The sequence below is a fragment of the Shewanella septentrionalis genome (genome assembly GCF_025370265.1).
GTDB lineage: Bacteria > Pseudomonadota > Gammaproteobacteria > Enterobacterales > Shewanellaceae > Shewanella > Shewanella hafniensis.
Genome location: NZ_JAMTCC010000047.1, coordinates 15,935 through 34,773 on the forward strand (window position 1 = coordinate 15,935; position 18,839 = coordinate 34,773).

Consider the following 18,839-nt stretch of genomic DNA (forward strand, 5'->3'; position numbering starts at 1 on the left):
ACACCCGTTATTACGCCTTGAAGGGCAACTTATTCAAAATCTGAGACTGGAAAATCTGCGGCCAATCCCGAGCAACTAACATTTGATAAAATGCCGAATCAGGCAGTAAAACGCCGAACAAGGTGACATTGTCATAGGGAATATAGTGCTTATGCTGCTGATAATATTGCAACTCGACCAAAGCTAACGCGCCAGCCATAAAGTGCCCGCCACCAATAATGCTCACCGCGTGTTGGCGACAAAGCTGTAAAATCTCAGGTGACGTATTGATCGTACTGACAAATACATCTTTACCCGAGACTAAGCCTTTTTCCTTCAATGCTTTAAGCACTCCAATCGCCATACGATCACTGGCGGTCCAAATCACGTTTAGATCGGGATAACGGTTCAGCAGAGTGAGCGCTTGACCATAAGCTACTGCGTCACTCCATTGGCCATAAACCGTTTGAGTCAGAGTGGCATTGGGCTGCATAAAGAAATAATCGCTGGCACCTTGGGTACGTAGCACTGAAGCAGGCGTCGACTTATCGCCCGAAATCAACAAAACTTTAGCCTGCTTTCCCTCTAAGTCGTCCATTAAGCCCTTAGCGGTCGCCGAACCTATAGCGTAATTATCGGGAATAATGGCGGGTAACAGATATTCTTGCCAATGGGGATCTTGCAGTAAAACATCACGTTCGCCGATAGAAATATCGTTTAAAATCAATTGCACATAGATGGGATGGGAGTAAAGCGCTTGCAGCATTTTTATCGCAGATTGTTTTTCATTAACCAGAATAACGTAATTGGGCAGTACCTTTGTGGAAGCTAACAACTCATCGAGTTGGGTGATCATCTTGAAATGATTGCGATCGGAATGAATGATTTCGAGCTTAATATCGAGTGTCGTCGCCGCCTCCAGCATCAATTGGTCGACGTCCCCCCAAAAACTGTCATCGACAGCCCCGGGATTAAAAAATACGACATCGAGTTTAGCCCAAACTGCCCCACCAAACCCCGCAGTACAGATAAACACACACGCTAACATCCACGAACGCATAGGCGAGTTCTCCTCGACCATGTTCCCTCAAATGTCATCCTTCACAAGAGGTCACTTTATTATTATCGATTCACAACCTTGTTACCGCATCGCCGCCCAAAATGTTGCTAAAACCAGCAGCAGATGTTTCGATTAAACCACAAAATGATACAAAGTATACTTTATATGCTGACTATTTATTCCGACACCCTATCTGTATAAGGAAATCGCGTGGATCCGTAGCAGAATATTTATGAGTCGTTGCTGACTCTCTTATGGGTCAGTCTTACGGCTTAACCACGTAGAAAATGACAGGGACCTAAACGTTTTAAAAGGGAAGTTGTTGGTTCGTCACTAAGAATCACAAGGTATACGAGTTCACTTTAAGCGTTAATACGGCCTAACGACCGAGGTGAATCAAGGTCGTGGGTATTCAACCCACGACTTTGACTCTAATCAAAAACTAAACCTGAACGTAAAACGTAAAACGTAAAACGTACTTCAAAGTACCGCGCCGTTTCGCGTATAACCAAACGGCAATCCCCATAGATGGCGAAGCCATAATCCCAATTACTGCTACACTCAAATTCTGCGCGAAATGAACCACAAAAGGATTTGTTTATGGCGATTGCCTGCGTCAATACCCGAGCCAGTTGTGGGGTCGAAGCGCCCCAAGTCACAGTTGAGGTGCATCTGAGCAATGGCTTACCGGCATTTAATCTGGTGGGATTACCCGAAGCGTCGGTAAAAGAAGCCCGCGAGCGGGTACGCAGCGCGCTGATCAATGCAGGATTCGAATTTCCGATGCGGCGTATAACCGTTAACCTTGCGCCAGCAGATTTACCTAAACAAGGTGGTCGCTACGATTTACCCATAGCCGTGGGCATATTGGCCGCCTCGGAACAAATCCCAGCTAATAGCTTAAAAAATCTTGAGTTTGTCGGTGAGCTGGCACTGTCTGGGCACATACATTATTGCCAAGGATTATTACCAGCGATTATCGCCGCTAAGCGCCAAGACCATACCTTGATATTGCCGCTGGATAATCGCCACGATGCCGAGTTAGTCGGCTATCCCAATGTGTTGTTTGGCTCGCACTTGCAGAGTTTGGCCGCTTATTTACAGGGGCAAAATCAGTTGCCGACGTTAGCGCCGCAATTAGAATGGATAAGCCAAGAGACGCCCGAGTCCCGTACTTGCCTGAGCGATGTGATTGGCCAATATCAGGCCAAGCAAGCACTCGAAATTGCCGCGGCGGGAAACCATAACCTCCTGATGCTTGGCCCGCCAGGTACGGGAAAAACCATGCTTGCCAGCCGAATGATGGCTCTATTGCCTGCGCTTAATTATGAGGAAGCATTAGAAGTGGCGGCGATTCATTCCGTTGCCGGACTCGACATTAAGCCGCAGCATTTTTTGCAGCGACCCTTTCGCTCGCCACACCACACAAGTTCGTCGATATCCCTCGTGGGCGGTGGCAGTATTCCCAAACCCGGTGAAATTTCCCTCGCCCACCGTGGCGTGCTGTTTTTAGATGAAGTGGCTGAATTTCCTCGAAAAGTCTTAGATTGCCTGCGCGAGCCGATGGAGACAGGCGAAGTGGTGATTTCCCGCGCCGCCGCTAAGCTAACATTCTTGAGTCGCTTCCAATTAATCGCGGCGATGAATCCCAGCCCGAGTGGCGATATCGATAGCCAACACAGATCGAGCCCAGAACAAATTCAGCGTTATCTTTCGCGGCTTTCAGGCCCGTTTCTCGACCGTTTCGATTTAACCATTGAAGTCCCCAAACTCCCCGCGGGTACATTAACTCAAGCCGCGCCGCAGACAGAAACCAGCCAAGATATCGCCAAACGAGTGAAACTAGCGCGTGAGCTGCAACTCGCCCGCGCTGGCGTGCTCAATAGTGAACTCACAGGGAAACAATTGAAACGCTTTAGCGGACTCAGTGACGCTGATTTAGTGTTTTTGGAGCAAAGCGTGGTAAAGCTTGGCCTCTCGGTTCGCAGTTTTCATCGTATACAAAGAGTTGCGCGCACGATTGCCGATCTGGAACAAGTGCCTAACACAGAACGCCGCCATATTGCCCAAGCACTGGGTTATCGCGCCATGGATAGATTACTCGCCCGCTTATCCCAGCAATATTAAGTTTGCCTGGGAATAAATGTTAACAAATGCACCGACCAGCAGTGCCTAAGATTGAGCCAAACGCCGACACCGAGTAACATAGGCCTCCAATTTTTGTCAGGGGGCTCGGATGGGAACGCTGTTTTCACAGATAAAAGGCTGTATCGCATTTTTAGGCTACGTTATAAATACCGTCTTTTGGACTATCCCAATCCTGTTGACCAGTTTTATAAAACTGATACCTATCAGTCTATTAAGGACTGCGACGAGCCATGTGCTCGACTTTTGTGCCAGCGCTTGGATCAGCGTCAATGGTGTGATTGAGCGCTGCTTGCATCCGGTTAAGATAGAACTGAGTGGTGACACCGACTTTTCCACTAAAGAGTGGTATATGGTGATTGCCAATCACCAGTCTTGGGTGGATATCCTGATCCTGCAGCGGGTTTTTAACCGAAAAATCCCTTTCTTGAAGTTTTTCCTCAAGCAAGAACTGATTTTTGTGCCGATTTTAGGCTTAGCTTGGTGGGCGCTCGATTTTCCTTTTATGCGCCGTTACAGCACGGCACAGTTGCGTAAAAATCCTAAGCTAAAGGGAAAAGACATTGAAATTACTCGTAAAGCCTGTGCTAAGTTCAAGGCTAAACCTGTAAGTGTGATGAACTTTGTCGAAGGCACGCGCTTCAGTAAAGCTAAACATCAAAAGCAGAACTCACAGTTCCAACATTTGTTAAAACCTAAAGCAGGCGGCATGGCCTTCGCGCTATCGGCCATGGGTGAACAGATCCACAAGCTCGTCGATGTCTCCATTTATTACCCAGACGCAGTGCCAAGCTATTGGGACTACCTGACAGGTAAGTTGCCAAGCGTTAAAGTACACATCAAGGTTTCTGATATTGATCCTGCGATGCGCGGCGATTATATGAATGACCGCGATTTTAAAATTGGCTTCCAAGAACAACTGAATCAACTCTGGCTCACTAAGGATCAAGTGTTAAGCCAACTCGCTAGCCAAGCGAATAAAGAATAAAGGTAACGCCACTATGTTGAATTTCCTGCCCGGGCCAGTGTTGTTTATGCTGAGCTTAAGCTTGCTGATCATTAATACCGCCGTATGGGGCTCGCTTATCAGCATAGGCGGAGTCGTAAAACTCGTGATGCCAGCGCAAAGTGCACGTAATGCGGTGACTGCGGTTATGAATCGTTTTATGTGGGCGTGGGCCTGCTGCAACGGTGGCATTCTGTTTTTGATCGCTAAAATTGAGTGGGATGTCGAAGGGCTCGAAGGACTCGATAAAAACAGCTGGTACTTGCTGATCAGCAACCACCTCAGTGGATTCGATATCGCCGCGCAAACTTACGTGTTACGTAACCACATCCCTATGCTGAAGTTCTTCCTCAAAAAAGAACTCGCCTATGTGCCTATCATGGGCCTAGGATGTTGGGCGCTGGATATGCCATTTATGAATAGAACCAGCCCAGCAAAACTTAAAAAGAATCCAAAGCTTAAGGGCAAAGATTTAGCGACCACACGCCGCGCCTGCGAAAAATTCAAAAATATGCCCACCTCAATCATTAACTATGTTGAAGGCAGCCGTTTTACCCAAGATAAACATCAGCGCCAAAACTCGCCTTATCAACATTTGTTACGTCCTAAAGCGGGTGGTATCGCCTTTACCTTATCAGCCATGGGTGAGCAATTTACTAACCTGCTGGATATGACAATTGTCTACCCAGATGCGCCTGACGATATTCTGTTTGGGGTGATGAACGGCAAGGTCAGCAAGATTATCGTGCGGATCAACGCCCTGCCCGTACCTCAAGTCGATCCAACGCGTTATTTCTCTGAGTCTGAGTATCGCGTCGAGTTCCAACGCTGGTTAAACCAAGTGTGGGCAGAAAAAGATCAACAAATTCATGCGTTACTACAAACAAATCAAAATGTCGCGGATAGCGTCACCAGCACTAATCACACTCAAGCAAGCTAGCTCGCCTCTAGCTTTGCTCTAGTTCAGCAACGCATGCCGCTGCAGCGGATAACTCCAATTCATTGAATACGGTTATTCCTGCGGCGCTGAGTTTTTCAGCCGTTAATCCTTGCCCCGCAATTAACTGTTTTGCAAATTGACCATCGTAGATCTGCCTATTACCACAGGATGGACTGCGGGCTTTTAAAATCGCCACTTTAATCCCTTGTTGCTGCGCCAGCTTAAGCGCGAGATCGGCTCCTAGACTAAAAGCGTGGGTCACATCCTCACCCTGAGCGGTTAAGATACGCTGCCCAACCCGCTCAGCAGGCGGTCTGGGTGTTGGCAAACCGCCTGCACATTCGGGACAAATCGCCACAATCCGCCCTTGCTCAAGCCACGTTTGCACCAGCTCGCTCTCCATCAAGTTATGACCACCGTCGTAGCGCACCGCTTGCCCGAGTAAACAACTGCTCACTAACACTTTTTCCACTGTCTCCTCCAAGCGTGTCATTCCGCCCATAGCATAACGCGAAGGACAAACATGCAAAATGCATTTGGACGATTTCCCCCCAAAGCCATCAACACCAGCAACAAGAACGGACGGCAAAAACCACTTCATTGTTGACAATTTAATATTTAAAAATTCATAAGATAAAATATTAAAAACGAACAAATTAAAATAAAACTATAAAAATCAGAATAATAAATAAAAATCAATTAGGATATAGACTTACGTCTAAGTAAACACATTGTTGACAATCTACTGAGAGAGGGCTATTTTTTACCCATTGTCGACAATCCTATTAATAGTGATGCGCTCTATGTTGAAGCAAGACACGACGTTCGTTTCTGATGACACTCAAGTTCCCCACCTGCATAAAGTCAAATCGACCTCGGCAGATAAAACGTCGACCACTCTCGCCGATCAAATTTTGGTGCAGATCCAAACCAGCATCATCAAAGGCGAACTGCCTGCAGGCAGCAAGATTAACGAGCAAGCACTGGCCGAAAAATACGGCATCAGCCGCGGCCCGACCCGCGAAGCCCTGCAAACCTTAGAAAGACAACGTTTAGTGGTGCGCGCCCCCCATGTTGGCGCCCGCGTAGCACAACTGACAGTTAGCGAACTTAACGATTTATATCAACTGCGTAGCGTGCTTGAAGGCATGGCCTGCGAACTCGCCGCCAGTCGTATCACCCCTGAGCAATTAGCCAAGTTAGAAGATTTACTCGCAACGCAAGATGCGGCGCTCGCTAAGGGTGATACCTACTTCCAAGAGGAAGGCGATGTCGATTTTCACTACCAAATTATTCAAGCCAGCGGTAACAAGCATCTGCAGGAAACCTTAGTCGGCGGCCTGTATCACCTGCTGCGCATGTACCGCTACCAGTGCACCAATAAAAATCGCCCCGTAAAAGCCATTGCCGAACACAGACGCATAGTCGAAGCCATTGCCCAGCGCGATGGTGAGTTGGCCAGTTTGCTGATGCGCCGCCATATCGAACAGGGGCGTAAAAATACCGAATTACGCTTAATTGAATTGCAAGCCAATGCAGCCGCAAAAGAAACCTTAGCCAACATTAGCTAAGTTCTTACGGCTCAATATGCCCACTTCCCATTAATGGAAAAGGATAAGGACAAGACCATGACCCAAAGCGCAGGATTACGTTTTCGCCAAGCTCTTGCTAAGGCTAAACCGTTACAAATCGTTGGCACCACCAATGCCTATTTTGCCTTGATGGCAGAACAAACAGGCTTCCAAGCCTTGTATCTTTCAGGCGCTGGCGTTGCCAATGCGTCCTACGGTTTGCCTGACTTAGGCATGACCTCAATGAATGACGTGCTGATTGATGCTGGTCGTATCACCTCTGCCACGCAAGTGCCTTTATTGGTTGATATCGACACTGGCTGGGGCGGCGCATTCAACATTGCTCGTACCATCAAAGAATTCGAAAAAGTCGGCGTCGCCGCTGTGCACATGGAAGACCAAGTGTCGCAAAAGCGTTGCGGCCACAGACCTAACAAAGCGGTCGTGAGCATAGAAGAAATGGTCGATCGCATTAAAGCGGCCGTCGATGCCCGTACCGATCCTAACTTTGTGATCATGGCGCGTACCGATGCGGTTGCCGTTGAAGGCTTAGAAGCGGGTATCGAACGTGCTCAAGCGTATATTGCCGCCGGTGCCGACATGATCTTCGCCGAAGCTTTAACTGAGCTAGACCAATATCGCCACTTTAAAGCGCAAGTCAAAGCGCCGATTTTGGCCAACATGACTGAATTTGGCCAAACCCAATTGTTCAATAAAGAAGAACTCGCCGAGGCGGGCGCCGACATGGTGCTCTATCCACTGGGTACGTTCCGTGCAGCCAACCAAGCGGCGCTGAACGTGATGCAAGCGCTGATGAATGATGGTCATCAACGTAACGTGCTCGACACTATGCAGACCCGTAAAGACTTGTATCAATACTTGGGCTACCACGCCTTTGAAGACAAGTTAGATCAACTGTTTAGCCAAGATAAATAACCGACAAGCTGCCGCCCTACACCAGCAGCCTTAACCAATAAACGCCAGCGCTCGGCGCTGGCAATAATCAAATAGCGTTAACGGAAGGATTACATTATGTCAGAAGGTAAAAAGTTAAGCGGCGCAGGACTACGTGGCCAAAGCGCAGGCGAAACCGCATTAAGCACAGTGGGCGTGTCAGGTTCGGGCCTCACGTACCGCGGTTATGATGTGAAAGATCTCGGTGAAAACGCCACCTTCGAAGAAGTCGCCTATCTCATTCTTTACGGCGAGTTGCCCACTCAAGCACAATTAGATGCTTACAAAGCCAAACTCAAAGGCCTTCGCGGTCTGCCACAAGCCTTAAAAGAAGTGTTAGAGCGCATTCCTGCTGACACTCATCCTATGGATGTGATGCGTACTGGTTGCTCTATGCTGGGCAATTTAGAAGCCGAACACAGCTTTGCCGATCAGAGTGAAATCACCGATCGCCTATTGGCCGCCTTCCCATCAATCATCTGTTACTGGTATCGCTTTAGTCACGACGGTGTGCGTATCGACACTGAAACCGATGACGACCAAATTGGCGCGCACTTCCTGCATTTATTACACGGTAAAGCGCCGTCTGAACTGCATGCAAAAGTGATGGACGTATCCTTGATTCTTTATGCAGAACATGAGTTTAATGCATCAACCTTTACCGCGCGCGTCTGTGCATCCACCCTGTCAGACATGCATTCGTGTGTCACAGGGGCGATTGGTTCACTGCGCGGCCCGCTGCATGGCGGCGCAAACGAAGCGGCGATGGAACTGATCCAAGACATGAAAGACGAAGCCGATGCGCGCGACATCTTAATGGGTAAACTCGAGCGTAAAGATAAGATCATGGGCTTCGGTCACGCGATTTACCGCGACAGCGATCCACGTAATGCCATCATCAAAGAATGGTCAGAAAAACTAGCGGCAGCCAACGGTGACGACCGCCTATATCGAGTATCAGTTGCCTGCGAAGCCCTGATGTGGGAACAGAAAAAACTCTTCTGTAATGCTGACTTCTTCCATGCCAGCGCTTACCACTACATGGATATTCCGACTAAGTTGTTTACGCCAATCTTCGTGTGTTCACGCGTCACAGGCTGGGCGGCGCACGTGATGGAGCAACGCTCTAACAACCGCATCATCCGCCCAAGTGCCGATTATGTGGGCGTTGCACCACGCAAAGTCGTCCCCATTGCCAACCGTTAAGCCAAGCTAACGACTCTTGGCGCGAGACTGCTATTAATAGACAGTCTCGCGCCAACTTCATTTTCCGAAATGGATGATGTTATGAACACTGCTATGAATACCCTATATCGCAAGCCCTTACCCGGCACCAAACTCGATTATTTCGACACCCGCGAAGCCATAGAAGCGATTGCTCCTGGCGCGTACGCCAGGCTACCTTATACCTCGCGCGTGCTGGCTGAAAACTTAGTCCGTCGCTGCACACCTGCGGACTTAACCGCCTCGCTGAAACAAATTATCGAATCTAAGCAAGAACTGGATTTCCCTTGGTTTCCTGCCCGCGTGGTCTGCCACGACATTTTGGGGCAAACCGCCTTAGTTGACCTTGCAGGCCTGCGTGATGCGATTGCCGCTAAAGGTGGCGATCCCGCTAAAGTGAACCCTGTCGTGCCAACACAACTCATTGTTGATCACTCGCTCGCCGTTGAGTTTGGTGGTTTTGATAAAGACGCCTTTGCCAAAAACCGCGCTATCGAAGACAGACGCAACGAAGACAGATTCCACTTTATTGATTGGACGCAAAAAGCCTTTAAAAACATTGATGTTATCCCTCAGGGTAACGGCATCATGCACCAAATTAACTTAGAGCGTATGTCGCCTGTGGTGCATTCACGCAATGGCGTGGCCTTCCCTGATACCTTAGTTGGCACCGACAGCCACACACCACACGTTGATGCACTGGGCGTTATCGCCATAGGTGTCGGCGGCTTAGAAGCCGAAAGCGTCATGCTAGGGCGCGCATCCTATATGCGTCTACCGGACATTATCGGTGTCGAGCTCACGGGCAGACCGCAGCCTGGCATTACAGCTACCGATATCGTATTGGCCTTGACCGAATTTTTACGCGCACAAAAAGTCGTCTCCTCTTACTTAGAGTTCTTCGGCGAAGGCGCAGCGGCGCTGACATTAGGCGATCGCGCCACGATTTCGAACATGACACCTGAATTTGGTGCCACTGCGGCCATGTTCTACATCGACCAGCAAACCCTTGATTATTTGACCTTAACTGGCCGCGAAGCCGAGCAAGTTAAACTGGTTGAAATCTATGCCAAAACCGCAGGTTTGTGGGCCGACAGCTTGACCGAAGTGCACTATCCACGCGTACTGCATTTTGATTTATCTTCGGTGGTGCGCACCATTGCAGGGCCATCAAACCCACATGCACGGGTGCCAACATCAGAATTGGCTCAGCGCGGCATTAGCGGTGTGGTCGAAAACGAACCCGGCTTAATGCCAGATGGCGCTGTGATCATCGCCGCCATCACTAGCTGTACCAACACCAGCAACCCACGCAACGTGATTGCCGCGGGTCTGATTGCCCGTAACGCTAACGCCAAAGGCTTGAGCCGTAAACCTTGGGTCAAAACCTCACTGGCCCCTGGCTCTAAAGCAGTGCAGTTATACTTGGAAGACGCCAATCTTTTGCCCGAACTGGAACAGCTTGGCTTTGGGATCGTCGGCTTTGCCTGCACGACGTGTAACGGTATGAGCGGCGCACTGGATCCTGTGATTCAAAAAGAAGTCATCGACCGCGACTTGTACGCCACCGCGGTATTATCGGGTAACCGTAACTTCGATGGCCGTATTCATCCCTATGCCAAACAAGCCTTCTTAGCATCACCGCCATTGGTGGTGGCCTATGCGATTGCCGGCACCATACGTTTCGATATCGAAAAGGATGTGTTGGGATTAGATAAAGACGGTAACCCCGTCAAACTTATCGACATTTGGCCATCGGATGAAGAAATCGATGCCGTGATTGCTAAAAGCGTTAAACCTGAGCAGTTCCGCAAAGTGTACGAACCCATGTTCGATTTAGCCGTCGATTATGGTGAGCAAATCAGCCCGCTGTACGATTGGCGAGCGCAGTCGACTTATATTCGCCGCCCTCCTTATTGGGAAGGCGCGTTGGCGGGTGAACGTACATTAAAAGGCATGCGCCCGTTAGCGGTACTGGGTGACAACATCACCACCGACCATTTATCGCCGTCGAACGCCATTATGATGGACAGTGCCGCCGGCGAATACCTGCACAAGATGGGCTTGCCAGAAGAAGACTTTAACTCTTATGCCACCCATCGCGGCGATCACTTAACCGCACAGCGCGCGACTTTTGCCAACCCTAAGCTTAAAAACGAGATGGCGCTGGTTGACGGCAAAGTACAGCAAGGTTCACTTGCCCGTATCGAACCCGAAGGCCAAGTGACCCGTATGTGGGAAGCGATTGAAACCTATATGGAACGTAAGCAGCCGCTGATCATCATAGCGGGCGCTGACTACGGCCAAGGATCGTCGCGCGACTGGGCCGCCAAAGGCGTACGTTTAGCAGGTGTGGAAGCCATTGTTGCCGAAGGTTTCGAGCGTATTCATCGCACTAACTTAGTGGGTATGGGCGTGCTGCCGCTGGAGTTTAAAGCCGGTGAAAACCGTGCAACCTATGGCATAGATGGCACCGAAGTGTTCGATGTGCTCGGCACGCCAGCGCCACGAGCGGATTTGACTGTCGTTATCAGCCGTAAAAACGGTGAGCGCATCGAAGTGCCAGTAACCTGTCGTCTCGATACCGCCGAAGAAGTCTCGATCTACGAAGCGGGCGGCGTATTGCAACGCTTCGCGCAGGACTTTCTCGAATCGAATCAGGCTTAAATCGAACCTTGTTTGAGTCGAGTCTTGAATCAAGGCTCGGCTCAAGTAAAACACGAATATCAGCTAAAGATAAGCTAGCTAAACAGAGCGCCAATAACTTCCCCAATTAAGTTACTGGCGCTCATTTGGATTCCATTGGGAGTCCTTTTGGAGTCAATGTATGAATACTTCAACACCCCACGCGCCACAAATCAAAATCGCTGCGACCTATATGCGCGGCGGCACCAGTAAAGGCGTGTTTTTCCGTCTGCAGGATTTGCCGAAAGCCGCACAAGTTGCTGGCCCTGCCCGTGATGCGCTACTGCTGCGAGTGATTGGCAGCCCAGACGCTTACGGCAAACAAATCGATGGCATGGGCGGCGCCACCTCAAGCACCAGTAAAACTGTGATCCTCTCCCCTAGCACTCAAACCGATCACGATGTCGATTACCTGTTCGGCCAAGTGGCCATCGATAAACCCTTTGTCGATTGGAGTGGTAACTGCGGCAACTTAACCGCCGCCGTCGGCGCCTTTGCCATCAGCAATGGCTTAATTGATACGGCCCGCATTCCACAAAATGGCATCTGCACAGTGCGTATTTGGCAAGCCAACATAGGCAAAACCATTATCGCCCATGTACCCATCACTAAGGGTGAAGTGCAAGAAACCGGTGATTTTGAGCTCGATGGTGTGACCTTTCCCGCCGCCGAAGTGCAAATCGAATTTATGAACCCGGCTGCGGACGAAGATGCCAATTCTAACGGAGGGAGTGGCAGCATGTTCCCGACGGGCAATGTTGTTGATGTACTAGAAGTGCCGGGTATTGGCAGTTTTAAGGCCACTATGATTAACGCTGGCATTCCCACCATTTTTATTAATGCTGAGGACTTAGGCTACACAGGCACTGAGCTGCAGGATGATATTAATAGCGACACGGCGGCACTGGCTAAATTTGAAACCATTCGCGCCTATGGTGCAGTGCGTATGGGCTTGATTTCGCATATAGATGAAGCCATTACACGCCAGCATACGCCCAAGGTCGCCTTTGTGGCTAAGCCCAAAGCCTATGTGTCATCGAGCGGCAAACCCGTCAATACCGATGATATCGACTTGCTCGTGCGCGCCCTGTCTATGGGCAAACTGCACCACGCCATGATGGGCACGGCAGCAGTGGCAATTGGCACAGCTGCAGCGATCCCCGGCACCTTAGTTAACTTAGCCGCTGGCGGCGACACTAAGGACAAAATAGATGCGGTGCGCTTTGGTCATCCCTCTGGCACGCTGCGTGTTGGGGCTGAGGCGTCAATGGTTAACGGCGAATGGACAGTTGTAAAAGCCATTATGAGCCGCAGCGCCCGCGTGCTAATGGAAGGTTTTGTGCGAGTACCGAGCGAGTGTTTCTAATCGTTTATCTGGTTTTAGATTCAATCGCTAAAGGCGCACAAGGAAGAGGATTCAAATGAAAAAAACAACGGCATTACGACAAATGCTCAGTGGTAGCGATATTCACGTCGCCCCCGGTGTTTACGATGGCATGACGGCACGTTTAGCCGAACAGGCGGGGTTTAAGCTGATTTATGCCAGTGGCGGCGCGATTGCGAGAAGTTGTGGTTTCCCCGATATAGGCATGTTGAGCTTTAGCGAAGTGTTGCATCGACTCGAACAGATGGTCGAAGTGACCCAAGTGCCCATCATAGCGGATGCGGATACTGGGTTTGGTAATGCCATCAACGTGAGCCGCACAGTAAAAGCCTTTGAGCGAGCCGGTGTCGCAGCATTGCACTTGGAAGATCAAACCTTTCCAAAGCGCTGCGGCCATCTGAATGATAAATCTTTGGTGAGTACCCAAGAAATGGTGCACAAGATCCGTGTCGCTAAGGATAGCCAAACTGACCCAGATTTTACCTTAATTGCCCGCACTGATGCGATCGCCGTTGAAGGATTCGACGCTGCAATGGAACGATCACATGCGTATTTAGCAGCGGGTGCCGACGTGATTTTTGTCGAAGCGCCAGAAACCGTTGAGCAAATTGAATTGATCGCTAAGCATATCAAGCAGCCTAAGCTCATCAATATGTTCCACAGTGGTAAAACACCGCTGGTGTCAAAGGACAGACTGCAAGCATTGGGATACAAGTTCATTATTATTCCCTCAGACTTACAGCGAGCGACTATCCATGCTTGTCAGCACACCTTACGCACCATTCTCGAGCAAGGTGACAGTGGCAGTATTGCCGAGCAGATGGTGTCGTTTGCAGAGCGTGAGCGGATCATAAATACACAAGCTTATTTGGATCTTGACCTCGGCTATTGACGTAACTGAGTCAATGCAAGTTTAACCCTGCCATCTAAACGCTAAAACAGTTCAACCAAAGACCTTGCTTCTCCCCCTTCCGGCAAGGTCTTTTTCTATTCGCCCTCATGGTTTTAGTGACTCTGCGCACTGGTTTTCGCTGCATTTGTCGCAGCATCATATGTTGGCCTATCTTAAACAGTGCTAAGATTCTTAAGCTTAAACACGGGAAAAAAAGCTCGTCATAACCAGCACAAAGACACTAAAACAGCATATTTGAGCTATCGCATGATCGATGACTGAATCGCGCCCATCGATTTTGGTTGTTTTTAAACCAAGTCAGCAATTTAAGCTAAAGTTTTTACAACAAAATGGCATTTAAGGTCTAGGCTAAGAACTAAACTAAATAGAAACCTAATCAGGATGGGTCCGTTTTTTGGTAGGGGAAAATTTGAGTCAACTAATCCACAAGCTAGTGCTAGGCGCGCTTTGTATCCTAAGTTTGTGGGGGATCTCGTGCAATGGATTAGCGCAACCATTGAGCGCGGCTTTCACACAGCTTAAATTTGAACATATTCGCAGTGAAGATGGCCTCAACCAGAATACGATTACCAGCCTGTTTATGGACAGTGCTGGCATGTTGTGGATTGGTACTCAAGATGGTTTGCATGCCTACAACGGTCATGACTTCACTATTTTTACCCACTCCCCCAACGATCCTAGCAGTATTTCAGAAAGTTATGTCTCTGACATTATTCAAGATTCAGAAGGCTACATTTGGGTTTCCACATTCAGCCAAGGGGTTAATCGACTCGATTTGAGTACAGGGACCTTTGAACACTTTGGCCAAAAACAAGGGCTTACCGATCCGCGCACAACCAAACTCAGCGTTGTAGGCAATACACTCTGGATTGGTACTAAAGCAGGACTATTTTCCCTATCGACCAAAACCAAACGCATTACCCAAGTGAACTTAGGTAATAGTGTTCAACCCCACATCACCAGCTTAGCCAATGTTGAAGACACTTACCTGCTGGCAGGAACACAAGATAGCGGCACCTTTGCTGTCAGTGCCAATACTATTACTCGCTTAAATGTCCCGCAGAATCTCACTGCACATCAAATTAGGGCACATTCCGCTAATGCGATCACTTTAGCTCTGGGTGAGCAATTATGGCATTACAACTTGGCCTCACAACAGGGCGAAATCCTATGGCAGACAGACGATAATGTGCCTTACATTAAGGACTTTATCCAAACTGAACAGGGTAATTTTTGGGTTGTTGGGCCAGAAGCAGGTCTCATTCAACTCGAGAGAAACGACAAAATATTCACTGCGACCTATCATAGGTATGATCCTAAGCGCACCAACAGTATCAGTGAAAATAACATACTGAGTTTACTACAAGATCCCTTTGGCAACTTATGGCTAGGCGCCAGTTATTCGGGATTAGATAAAATTAATACCCGTCGCCAGTATTTTCAGCATATTTTCGAATACACCACGGAGCTGTCGCAACAGAGCAACAATATTCGCACCTTATTCCGCAGCAAAGATAATGCCCTTTGGATAGGCACTGAAGGCGCAGGGCTTAAGCGCATATTAGCCGATGGAAAATATGAGCATTATACGGAGCTATTTGCGAACGCCTTAGGAATGCATCAACGCAATTTAAACCTCATCCTGCGAGATATTGATCAAGACAAAGCTGGCGTGCTCTGGTTTGCCACTAACTATGGACTCGGTCGGCTGTCGCCAGAGGGCGATTTCCAATTACTCAAGGTCACTACAAGTACGGACCAAGGCTCTGAAGCCAATTATATTCGCAATCTTGACATTGATGATCAAGGTCATCTCTGGGTAGCAACGACCCATGCCATCTATCGCAAAGCTATAGATACCGATGAGTTTACTTTTATCTCATTGGCACATATTGATAATTTCTATCCGGCGCAAAACCAGCTTTTAATCCTAAGAGCACACAAAGATACGCTTTGGATAGGCACACTCAATGGCCTGCTGAAACTGGATATGAAAACGGGGATAGGTAAATCTTACTTCCATCAATCCTCTAATAAGAAAAGCTTAATCAACAACCGTGTCCGCGATATTTTGGTGACTCAGGCGGGTGAGGTATGGTTCGCCACCCATGGCGGGATCAGTAAGTTATCTTCCCAAGGTGCCGATGCAGGCTTTACTCATTACACCCGCGAGCAGGGATTACCAAGCGATACCATCTACGCCTTACTTGAGGACCAAGAACATAACATTTGGTTTAGCAGCAATGCCGGCATAGGTAAACTTAACCCTAAAACCAATCGCATCATCATATTCAACGAACAAGAAGGTTTGCAGGCACTGGAGTTTAACGGCGGTGTAAAACTGCAGGACAGCGATGGCGATCTCTGGTTTGGCGGTATTAACGGCATCAATCGTTTCAATCCCCAGTCGATTCCAGATCAACGACCCGATGTTAAAGTCGCGCTCACTGGCTATAGCATTGCGGGAAAAGGCCACACGATTCTCGATTTAAGCCGCCCCCCTAGCATAGTGATGAACTATAGCGATCAGCTAATCAGTTTTGAGGTGACCTCATTGGATTTCAGCTACACGGGTAAAAACCGTTTCAGCTATTATCTCGAAGGGTTTGATAACGAATGGCATGAGCTACCCACAGGCAATGAAATCACCTTCACTAACATCAATTCTGGCCATTACCGATTACATGTTCGTCATGGGCTGCAATACAACTCAGAAGGTGCCTACGCGCTGCTTGTCGATCTGAATGTACAAGCCCCCTTCTATCGCACTCAATTCGCCTACGTCCTTTATTTCTTACTCACTTTAGGACTGCTGGCTTGGGTCATTCTCTGGCGTAAAAAGAAACATCAAATACAACGTGAATTTGAAACCAGCATTCGCGCCTCAGAGGAGCGACTCAAACTTGCACTTTGGGCCTCTGGTGATGGCATGTGGGACTGGAACATACCAGAAAATCGAGTCTATCGTACCAATATGGATTCTTCAGTCCCCCATTGGAACAGCAGCAATATTGTCCATGAGAGCATGCACTCAGAAGACAGAGAGAGATTCAAACTTGAGCTAAACGAGCACCTTCAAGGCCGCTCGCCTTTCTTCGAAGCCGAGTACCGTGTCGAACGCTCACCGGGTAATTGGGTGTGGATTTTAGACCGCGGTAAAGTGGTGGAAAAAGATAGCCTAGATAATCCGATCCGCATGACAGGGACCAACCGTAACATTACCTCGCGCAAACTGATTGAAAACGAGTTGGTACTGTCATCACAAGTGCTTAACAGTATGAACGAAGCCGTTGTAGTGGGAGGATTAAATTATCGAATTCGTTCGGTCAACCCAGCATTTTGTGCCATTACAGGGTACACAGAACGCCAAATAACCGATAAGCATTTCATTCACTTAGCCTTTAGTCGCCAACAGCGGGAGTTGTTCAATACGATTGAACAACAGCTACTGCGTCACAAACATTGGGTCGGAGAACTGTGGATCCGCAATAAACAACGTCAGGCCATTTTAGTCTGGCTTGAAATCAACCAAGTGATCGATATCAAAGGCGAAACCAGTCACTTCGTTGCTGTATTTACCGACATCACAGAGCGGAAAAAAGCCGAAGAAGATCTGCGTTTTCTCGCCAGCTTCGACACATTAACTGGCTTACCGAACCGAACTTTATTTCAAGACAGGCTCAATCACGCGATTACTCAAGCGCACAGAGCGAATAATATCGTTGCCTTGCTGTTCTTAGACCTCGACCGCTTTAAACATATCAACGACTCTATGGGTCATCATGTCGGGGATTTATTACTGAAAGCCGTGGCAAGACGACTGCAAAATGCAGTGCGTGATGGCGATACTGTCGCACGCTTAGGTGGCGATGAATTTACTATTATTTTAGAAGGTGTTGCGAAAACAAAAGCCGCAACCCTGATCTCAGAAAAAGTGCTCAGAGCATTCCAAACGCCCTTCCTATTGGACGATAAAACGCTGACCATCTCGACCTCAATTGGTATCAGCTTATACCCTAACGATGCGGACAACGCCGACTCACTAATTAAATTTGCCGATACCGCCATGTACCACGCAAAATCATCAGGTCGAAATAACTTTCAGTTTTATACCTCTAAGTTGAATGAAATCGCCACCCGTCATGTACAACTCGAAAGTGGTTTAAAGGAAGCTATCCAACGCAAAGAACTAAGCTTGGTTTATCAACCTAAATTCTGTTTACGAGATGGTTCACTCACAGGACTGGAAGCACTTTTACGTTGGTATCACACTGAACTTGGCCCCATTTCCCCCGTCGAGTTTATTCCGCTGGCGGAAGAAACCGGCATCATCACCCAAATTGGCCATTGGGTGATCAATCATGCTTGCCAGCAATTAGCCGAATGGAATAGCTTAGGATTTAACGGGATCACTATTGCCGTCAACCTATCGGCTCGCCAACTGAAGGCGGACATTATCTCCACCATCGAAGTCGCTTTAGCCGTATCAGGTCTCCCGGCTCAATCTCTTGAGCTTGAGCTTACTGAATCAATGATCATGGGCAATCCGCAGGAGTCGGTCAGCATCCTATCTAAACTCAAGGCCCTAGGATTGACCATAGCCGTGGATGATTTTGGTACGGGTTATTCGAGCCTAAGCTATCTCAAACGCTTCCCGATAGACACGCTGAAAATCGATCGAGAGTTCGTCAGAGATATTACAAATGATCCCGACGATGCGGCCATCACCAGCGCTATTATCGCCCTCGCCCACAGTTTAGACCTGAACGTTGTCGCCGAAGGCGTAGAGACCCAAGAACAACTCAACTTCTTGGCGATGCAGGGTTGCGATCAGGTACAAGGTTTCTTACTCAGTAAACCCTTAAGTGCCGCGGATTTTTTAACTTTGCTCAAGAATCAATCTAAGCCACAGCCGATTTGATTTGGTTTGATTTGATTTGATTTGAGGCGAAGCCTACAAATGTCATCGTCAAAATCA

12 protein-coding genes are annotated in these 18,839 nt (G+C 48.5%); 10 read left to right on the plus strand and 2 right to left on the minus strand.

Annotated elements, in window-relative coordinates; translation table 11 throughout:
• Positions 1-10: 10 nt before the first annotated feature.
• Entirely contained in the window at positions 11-1,039 is a 1,029-nt protein-coding gene (locus tag NE536_RS19890) for an ABC transporter substrate-binding protein (protein WP_261273778.1), read from the minus strand.
• A gap of 600 nt (positions 1,040-1,639) precedes the next feature.
• Between NE536_RS19890 and NE536_RS19895 the strand changes: the two genes are divergently transcribed.
• The 3 genes from NE536_RS19895 (at position 1,640) to NE536_RS19905 (ending at position 5,130) form a co-directional block, all read left to right on the plus strand.
• Entirely contained in the window at positions 1,640-3,166 is a 1,527-nt protein-coding gene (locus tag NE536_RS19895) for a YifB family Mg chelatase-like AAA ATPase (protein WP_261273779.1), read from the plus strand.
• 109 nt (positions 3,167-3,275) lie between these two features.
• A complete protein-coding gene (locus tag NE536_RS19900; RefSeq protein WP_261273780.1) occupies positions 3,276-4,172 on the plus strand; it encodes an acyltransferase in 897 nt (298 codons plus the stop codon).
• A gap of 13 nt (positions 4,173-4,185) precedes the next feature.
• Positions 4,186-5,130 carry an acyltransferase gene (locus NE536_RS19905; protein ID WP_261273781.1) on the plus strand — a complete coding sequence of 315 codons (945 nt, stop codon included), beginning with the start codon at positions 4,186-4,188 and terminating at the stop codon, positions 5,128-5,130.
• Between the two features lie 7 nt (positions 5,131-5,137).
• On the opposite strand, the gene NE536_RS19910 is transcribed toward NE536_RS19905, so the two are convergent.
• Positions 5,138-5,602 (minus strand): 2-thiouracil desulfurase family protein, encoded by a 465-nt coding sequence (locus NE536_RS19910; protein WP_425347542.1) that lies wholly within the window; start codon positions 5,600-5,602, stop codon positions 5,138-5,140.
• A 331-nt stretch (positions 5,603-5,933) separates the two neighbouring features.
• Here NE536_RS19910 and NE536_RS19915 point away from each other — a divergent pair, with 331 nt between their 5' ends.
• The 7 genes from NE536_RS19915 to NE536_RS19945 all read left to right on the plus strand — a co-directional run bounded on the left by NE536_RS19915 (position 5,934) and on the right by NE536_RS19945 (position 18,782).
• Complete coding sequence (locus NE536_RS19915; protein ID WP_259563682.1) at positions 5,934-6,701, plus strand: GntR family transcriptional regulator; 768 nt, start codon at positions 5,934-5,936, stop codon at positions 6,699-6,701.
• A gap of 57 nt (positions 6,702-6,758) precedes the next feature.
• Positions 6,759-7,637 carry a methylisocitrate lyase gene (prpB, locus tag NE536_RS19920; protein WP_261273782.1) on the plus strand — a complete coding sequence of 293 codons (879 nt, stop codon included), beginning with the start codon at positions 6,759-6,761 and terminating at the stop codon, positions 7,635-7,637.
• Positions 7,638-7,733: 96 nt separating this feature from the next.
• A complete protein-coding gene (gene prpC / locus NE536_RS19925) occupies positions 7,734-8,861 on the plus strand; it encodes a bifunctional 2-methylcitrate synthase/citrate synthase (protein WP_261273783.1) in 1,128 nt (375 codons plus the stop codon).
• Positions 8,862-8,942: 81 nt separating this feature from the next.
• Positions 8,943-11,546 carry a Fe/S-dependent 2-methylisocitrate dehydratase AcnD gene (gene acnD / locus NE536_RS19930; RefSeq protein ID WP_261273784.1) on the plus strand — a complete coding sequence of 868 codons (2,604 nt, stop codon included), beginning with the start codon at positions 8,943-8,945 and terminating at the stop codon, positions 11,544-11,546.
• Between the two features lie 160 nt (positions 11,547-11,706).
• Positions 11,707-12,930 carry a 2-methylaconitate cis-trans isomerase PrpF gene (gene prpF, locus NE536_RS19935; protein ID WP_261273785.1) on the plus strand — a complete coding sequence of 408 codons (1,224 nt, stop codon included), beginning with the start codon at positions 11,707-11,709 and terminating at the stop codon, positions 12,928-12,930.
• Positions 12,931-12,985: 55 nt separating this feature from the next.
• Positions 12,986-13,840 (plus strand): isocitrate lyase/PEP mutase family protein, encoded by an 855-nt coding sequence (locus NE536_RS19940; RefSeq protein ID WP_115336033.1) that lies wholly within the window; start codon positions 12,986-12,988, stop codon positions 13,838-13,840.
• 415 nt (positions 13,841-14,255) lie between these two features.
• Positions 14,256-18,782, plus strand: a complete 4,527-nt coding sequence (locus NE536_RS19945) for an EAL domain-containing protein (protein ID WP_261273786.1) — start codon at positions 14,256-14,258, stop codon at positions 18,780-18,782.
• Positions 18,783-18,839: the final 57 nt, after the last annotated feature.

Coding starts and splice junctions, on each gene's coding strand:
- NE536_RS19890 (WP_261273778.1), bottom strand. CDS start 1,039: ATGCGTTCGTGGATGTTAGCGTGTGTGTTTATCTGTACTGCGGGGTTT.
- NE536_RS19895 (WP_261273779.1), top strand. CDS start 1,640: ATGGCGATTGCCTGCGTCAATACCCGAGCCAGTTGTGGGGTCGAAGCG.
- NE536_RS19900 (WP_261273780.1), top strand. CDS start 3,276: ATGGGAACGCTGTTTTCACAGATAAAAGGCTGTATCGCATTTTTAGGC.
- NE536_RS19905 (WP_261273781.1), top strand. CDS start 4,186: ATGTTGAATTTCCTGCCCGGGCCAGTGTTGTTTATGCTGAGCTTAAGC.
- NE536_RS19915 (WP_259563682.1), top strand. CDS start 5,934: ATGTTGAAGCAAGACACGACGTTCGTTTCTGATGACACTCAAGTTCCC.
- prpB (WP_261273782.1), top strand. CDS start 6,759: ATGACCCAAAGCGCAGGATTACGTTTTCGCCAAGCTCTTGCTAAGGCT.
- prpC (WP_261273783.1), top strand. CDS start 7,734: ATGTCAGAAGGTAAAAAGTTAAGCGGCGCAGGACTACGTGGCCAAAGC.
- acnD (WP_261273784.1), top strand. CDS start 8,943: ATGAACACTGCTATGAATACCCTATATCGCAAGCCCTTACCCGGCACC.
- prpF (WP_261273785.1), top strand. CDS start 11,707: ATGAATACTTCAACACCCCACGCGCCACAAATCAAAATCGCTGCGACC.
- NE536_RS19940 (WP_115336033.1), top strand. CDS start 12,986: ATGAAAAAAACAACGGCATTACGACAAATGCTCAGTGGTAGCGATATT.